Raw genomic sequence first — 5,118 nt, 5'->3', positions numbered from 1 at the left:
GCCGGCAAGCGGCTGACCAGAGAACTGGAGGAGCTGCGACAGGCGTGACCCGGTGCAGGCGCATCTGCGTTCACCTTCGCGCAGCTAAAGCCGGTTCGACTCCGGCTGCCGGGACCCATTGCTGGCGCTTCAAGATAGCCGAAACCGGGAGTGATCCCGGTCTGCGTAGGATGGCCGCTGCGCACTGAAGATGGCAGGCCGTGAAGGAAGTGAGACTATGGACTATATCACCACCAAGGAAGCAGCAGAGCTGCAGGGATGCACAGTGCAGTATCTGCGCAAACTGTGCAAAACAGGGGCAGTTGAATGCAAGGTGTCCAAAAGCGTAAAAGGCAAGGACATGTACCTTATCCCCGTATCCGCCCTGTCGGAGCAAGCCCAGCACAAGTACGGCAAGCACCTGCGGGAAAGCATGCAGCTGCTGCCGGAAACGGCAGAGTCAAAGCCCCCGGCAAAGCGGAAGAAGCAGCGAGAGCAGAAGCCCCTGGAGGCGTACAGCGCCCAGGAACGTGACCGGATTGCCATGTGGTGCCAGATCATCAAGGACTGGATGGACACCCGGGCGTCGTATGGCAAACGTTCAGAGGCGGATCCGCTGTTTGTGGCAAAATGCAAGCTGGAGCATCCGGAGCTGGAAATCAGCCTGGATATCCTGTACCGCAAATATGCCGCCTACAAGCAGAACGACTATGACGGCATTCTGGGGATCCGGGGCGGCTGGAATAAGGGCAAAAGCAGGATTCCACCGGCACTGTGGAGCGTTTATCTGTTTTATTGGCTGGACGACAACCAACCAACGGCTGCACAGTCCTACCTGAATACCGTGGAGTGGTGCCGCGACTACATGCCAGAGCTGCTGGACAGTATCCCGTCTGAACGAGCGTTCCGGTATAGAGTGGCCAGGGATGTGGACGACTATGTTAAATGCCTGACCCGGGATGGACAGAAGGCCTGTCATGACCGGTATGCACCCTATGTAGTCCGATGCTACGACAAACTGAACGCCAATGACGTTTGGATCGCGGACAACCATACGCTGGACGTGCAATGTGTAGACGCAAACGGCAGACAGTACAGGCCGACTCTGACCGCACTATTGGACGCCAAGTCCGGCGTGTTGGTGGGATACAACATCACTGAGACACCGTCCGTACAGTCCAGCATCCTGGCACTGCGGAATGGAATACGAAAATATGGCATCCCAAAGGTATTCTACGCCGATAACGGCCGGGAATTCCTTGCCCGCGACATGGGCGGTTTAGGCTTCCGGAAACGAAGCAAAGGCAGTGGGTACGATCCGCCCCCGGTTCTGGTTCGGCTTGGCTGTGAAATGCGCAATGCGTTGGTCAGAAACGCGAGAGCGAAGCCCATTGAGCGCACCTTCCTGACCCTGAAAGAGCAGTTTTCCAAGCTGTTTGCCGGCTACAACGGTGGGAATGTTGTAGATCGGAAAGAAAGTCTGAAGTACATCGTCCGCAGCGGCAAGCTGCCACAGGACAAGGCATTGTCCGAAGCGCTGGAAGCCTGGATCGATGGCATTTTCAATTGTGAAGAATACGGCGGATCCGAGACCAAATACAAAGGCATGAGCCGGATCGAGGTCTGGAACCAGTCCATTGCAGAGGTGGGCATGCGCACCGCCACGGACGCTGACCTGAACCTGATGCTTGCCCGCTCCACGCAAATGCAGAAGATCAAGCGAAACGGCGTCCGGATCAAGCTGCACGGGGAGGATCTGTGGTACATGGATCCGACCGAAACATTCAAGATGATCGGACAATCCGTGTATGTGCGGTACGATCCGGCGGATCTGCGATACGTGCGGCTGTACGATGAACAAGATCGGTGCCTGTGCACCTGGGGGCTGGCGGATTATCTGTATCGGGACTACCTGGAGGAAAATCCGGATGCCGTTGGAGATGCAATGCGCATTCTTCGGAGTGTCAATGGATATATGCGTGATGGAGCAGCTGCTCACCTGAAAAAGCTGGATCCGGCACAGCGGATCGCTGCACTGGATATGACGGTGCGCCGGGCACACCGGAACAAGCTGGAGCATTACAAGATTCAGAAGCCATCTAACATCATTCCGGTGCGTGCCAACGAGGAACAAACGGAACTGGCAGTTGGAGCAGAGGATATGGCAACCGTGATCGATATCAAACGTATGGCGGAAAACGCTGAAAAGGAAAGGAAGGGTTGAGTATGTATACCGAAGAACAAGAGGCGCTGCTGGTCAAATGCCGGGAACTGGCGGACAAGGTTGGCGGCCAGAACAAGGCAGCGGAGCTGCTGGGCGTGAATGCCGGGACGCTGTCCCAGCTGCTGGCACACACCTATGCCGCCAATCCGGCACGGCAGTTTGAGAAGATCGCTGCATATTTTGCGGTCAAGAATATATCGGCGCAGACCTGGAAGGAAGTCCCCTATGCGTCCACCTATGTATCCGAGGCGGTATGCGATATTATGCGGCTGTGTCAGGCAAAAGGCGGCTTCGCCGTCATCTGCGGGGATGCCGGCGTGGGCAAGACCAAAGCCATCGAGCATTACATCAGTGCGCATCCAACGAACACAGTGATGGTCACTGTCAACGAGTGCTTCGCCCGCTCCAAATCATTGTTGGGGCTAATTGCTGATACCATCGGGGCACCCCATGAGAAGTCCATGGATGCCATCTGGCGCTCCGTGGTCAACAAGATGTCGGACGGAATGCTGCTGATCGTGGACGAAAGTCAGCATCTGAGTATGAAGACCGTGGACATGCTCCGGAGCATTTCAGATTATTTCAAGCAGCGGGATCAGACCGTGGGCATTTGCCTGGTAGGTAACGCCGAAACCGCAAGCAAATTCGGAGCCAAGTCATCCGCACTGGCGCAGGTGAAGAATCGCACCAAGTACACCGCTACATTCGCCACCGCCAAGTCCCAGCGCAGTGACATCATCAAGCTGTTCCCACCCATCAAGCCGGGGATCAACGATATGGAGATTGATTTCCTGCTCCGGGTGGCACGATCCGAGCAAGGAATCCGTGGATGTGTCAACCTATTTTCCAATGCGTATGACAACGAAAACATTTCCTACGCTGGTCTGGTAGCCATGGCAAAGGAAATGGATCTGCAAATTTAAAGGAGGGATAAATCATGGTTAAACGGTACATAACGGCGTTTTTAGCCGGCGTAGCAGCCTGCGTAATGCTGGAGACCGCTGCAGATCAGCTGATGCAGCGGCAGTTCGGCAGCTTTGGGGGCGAGCTGCTGGTGCTCCCCCTGATCGGGCTGGCGGCATGCGCCGGGTGGAGCTGCCGGCACAACGTGGAGCCGGATCGGCTGGAGCGTGCCTACCAGGACGGCTACAATGATGGGATCAATGCAGAATACCCGGAGGAGCTGAAAGGCAGTGAGCATGCGTCCTATCGCTGGATCGGGGGTGTCCGGCATGGCTGACTGGATACATATCGGCGGCAAATCCACGACCCTGACCCCGGGAGAACGGCGGATCCTGGACAAGCTGCGCAGCGGCCAGACGGAATCGCAGATCCGGCACGATCTGCAGATCGCAATCGGGGAACTGGTGGACGCCATCGCATCCATCAAGTCCAAGGGATACAGCACCGAGCAGGTGCACGAAAGGAGAACAAGGAAGATGACTGAGGAAAAAATCGCAAGAGCAAAGGAGCTGCGGGCACAGGGCTGCACCTTGTCCCACATTGGCAGGGAGCTGGGAGTATCCGCTGTCACCGTTAAGAATGTGCTGGACAAGGCAAAGGAGGAGCAGGAAGTCCCACCTGCTCCCGCTCCGAAAGCGCCGGAGGAACAGGTGCCCGGATCAGTCCTGCGCTGCATCCAGGATGCCATTGACGACAAGCTGCGGTTGATCGAGGTCTATGAGGCGCGAAAGGAGGAGGCAAAGGCGGAGCTGGCAGAGCTGCGAGGCTACGTCCGAGCCTACCAGCGGGGTTAATCCCCGCATCGGTAATGCGGCCAAAGGCGGTGGCAAGCCCGCAAGAACGCAGAGCCACGATAAAAAATAAGGAGGATCATGAAATGGACAAAATCAATATGGACGCAGTCCTGGAGGACATCCTGGCGGTCAAGTCCCTGGAGCAGGATATCCGGGCGGTCAAGGAGGCACAGGACGCCGCCAAGGCACGGATCAAGGACACCATGACCCAGTTCGGGCTGGAGGAGCTGACGGTGGATGTATTTACCGTGCGGTACAGGGACGTTACCACATCCCGGTTCGACAGCAAGCGGTTCAGCCAGCAGCATAAGGCGCTGTATGAGGACTACCTGACCAGCAGCACGTCCAAGAAGCTGACCATCAGCTGAGGTGGCGCATGACGAAGGAACAATGGGCAGCGGTAGAGCAGAAGATCCTGAACTACCCCTACACGATTGCAAAGATCCGGGCGGACGGTCATGTTCTGAGCCTGAGCATGCAGCGGGATAAGATGCAGCTGGTGATCGTGGTGTATGTAGACGGCAAGATCGATTACCACTGGCTGCGGGAGGATTGCGAGATCCGCAGGAAGTTTTTCCAGCAAAGAAAGCGCAGCCTGCTGACCCAGAAGGATCGGGAGCGGCTGAAACGGGAGAAGAAGTCGATCCGGGAGGAGATCACGGCACAGGCCACCTACTACAGCTATTCCCCCTACTGGACATCCTTCACCGCCCTGCGGCGGCACCTGGAGAAAAACTGCGAGAGCATCACGCCATACGAGGAGGGAGAGCATGCGGACACCGACCCCGACGGGGAATCCGTTATTTGATGAATTCTGGGAGGCCTACCCCAAGAAGGTGGCCAAGCCCAAAGCAATCCGGGCGTTTGCCAGGCTGCATATGACCCGGGAACTGCTAGATATCATCCTGGCAGACATTCGGTGCAAACAGCGGACAGAACGTTGGAAGAAGCAGGACGGGCTGTATATCCCCTACCCGGCATCGTACCTGAATGACCATCGGTGGGAGGATGAGGTCACGCTGCCCCAGCAGCCGGAGCAGTCCCACAGCTACAACCTGGATGACTACAAGTCCCTGATGAATCGGTTCTAGCCATGGCTGCGAAAAAGTACATGAACATTGGCCGCAACAAGCACGCAGTAAGCTACATAGACGCATA

7 protein-coding genes and 1 other RNA gene are annotated in these 5,118 nt (G+C 56.6%); all 8 read left to right on the top strand.

What is annotated here, in order from left to right; genetic code table 11:
- The first annotated feature begins 136 nt into the window (after positions 1-136).
- The 8 genes from QVO51_RS07590 to QVO51_RS07555 all read left to right on the top strand — a co-directional run bounded on the left by QVO51_RS07590 (position 137) and on the right by QVO51_RS07555 (position 5,051).
- An RNA gene (locus tag QVO51_RS07590) (hammerhead ribozyme type II) lies at positions 137-203 on the top strand.
- A gap of 14 nt (positions 204-217) precedes the next feature.
- Positions 218-2,203: a Mu transposase C-terminal domain-containing protein gene (locus QVO51_RS07585; RefSeq protein ID WP_022357901.1), complete on the top strand. Its 1,986-nt coding sequence runs from the start codon at positions 218-220 to the stop codon at positions 2,201-2,203.
- 2 nt (positions 2,204-2,205) lie between these two features.
- Positions 2,206-3,126, top strand: a complete 921-nt coding sequence (locus QVO51_RS07580; RefSeq protein ID WP_022357900.1) for an AAA family ATPase — start codon at positions 2,206-2,208, stop codon at positions 3,124-3,126.
- A 14-nt stretch (positions 3,127-3,140) separates the two neighbouring features.
- Positions 3,141-3,443 (top strand): hypothetical protein, encoded by a 303-nt coding sequence (locus tag QVO51_RS07575; protein WP_022357899.1) that lies wholly within the window; start codon positions 3,141-3,143, stop codon positions 3,441-3,443.
- The gene (locus QVO51_RS07570) at positions 3,436-3,960 is read left to right on the top strand and encodes a hypothetical protein (RefSeq protein ID WP_288168004.1); all 525 of its coding nucleotides are present in this window, start codon (positions 3,436-3,438) and stop codon (positions 3,958-3,960) included. Before QVO51_RS07575 ends, QVO51_RS07570 begins: the two co-directional genes overlap by 8 nt.
- 83 nt (positions 3,961-4,043) lie before the next feature.
- Positions 4,044-4,328 (top strand): hypothetical protein, encoded by a 285-nt coding sequence (locus tag QVO51_RS07565; RefSeq protein WP_015558766.1) that lies wholly within the window; start codon positions 4,044-4,046, stop codon positions 4,326-4,328.
- An 8-nt stretch (positions 4,329-4,336) separates the two neighbouring features.
- Positions 4,337-4,768 (top strand): hypothetical protein, encoded by a 432-nt coding sequence (locus QVO51_RS07560; protein ID WP_022357897.1) that lies wholly within the window; start codon positions 4,337-4,339, stop codon positions 4,766-4,768.
- Entirely contained in the window at positions 4,731-5,051 is a 321-nt protein-coding gene (locus QVO51_RS07555) for a hypothetical protein (RefSeq protein ID WP_022357896.1), read from the top strand. Before QVO51_RS07560 ends, QVO51_RS07555 begins: the two co-directional genes overlap by 38 nt.
- Positions 5,052-5,118: the final 67 nt, after the last annotated feature.

Origin of the sequence: Ruminococcus sp. CAG:379 (assembly GCF_000434255.1) — a bacterium.
GTDB classification, from domain to species: Bacteria; Bacillota; Clostridia; order Oscillospirales; family Ruminococcaceae; genus Ruminococcus_F; species Ruminococcus_F champanellensis.
Note: the sequence above shows the minus strand (reverse complement) of the source record. Positions and strands in the feature narration are given on the sequence as shown.

Coding starts and splice junctions, on each gene's coding strand:
- QVO51_RS07585 (WP_022357901.1), top strand. CDS start 218: ATGGACTATATCACCACCAAGGAAGCAGCAGAGCTGCAGGGATGCACA.
- QVO51_RS07580 (WP_022357900.1), top strand. CDS start 2,206: ATGTATACCGAAGAACAAGAGGCGCTGCTGGTCAAATGCCGGGAACTG.
- QVO51_RS07575 (WP_022357899.1), top strand. CDS start 3,141: ATGGTTAAACGGTACATAACGGCGTTTTTAGCCGGCGTAGCAGCCTGC.
- QVO51_RS07570 (WP_288168004.1), top strand. CDS start 3,436: ATGGCTGACTGGATACATATCGGCGGCAAATCCACGACCCTGACCCCG.
- QVO51_RS07565 (WP_015558766.1), top strand. CDS start 4,044: ATGGACAAAATCAATATGGACGCAGTCCTGGAGGACATCCTGGCGGTC.
- QVO51_RS07560 (WP_022357897.1), top strand. CDS start 4,337: ATGACGAAGGAACAATGGGCAGCGGTAGAGCAGAAGATCCTGAACTAC.
- QVO51_RS07555 (WP_022357896.1), top strand. CDS start 4,731: ATGCGGACACCGACCCCGACGGGGAATCCGTTATTTGATGAATTCTGG.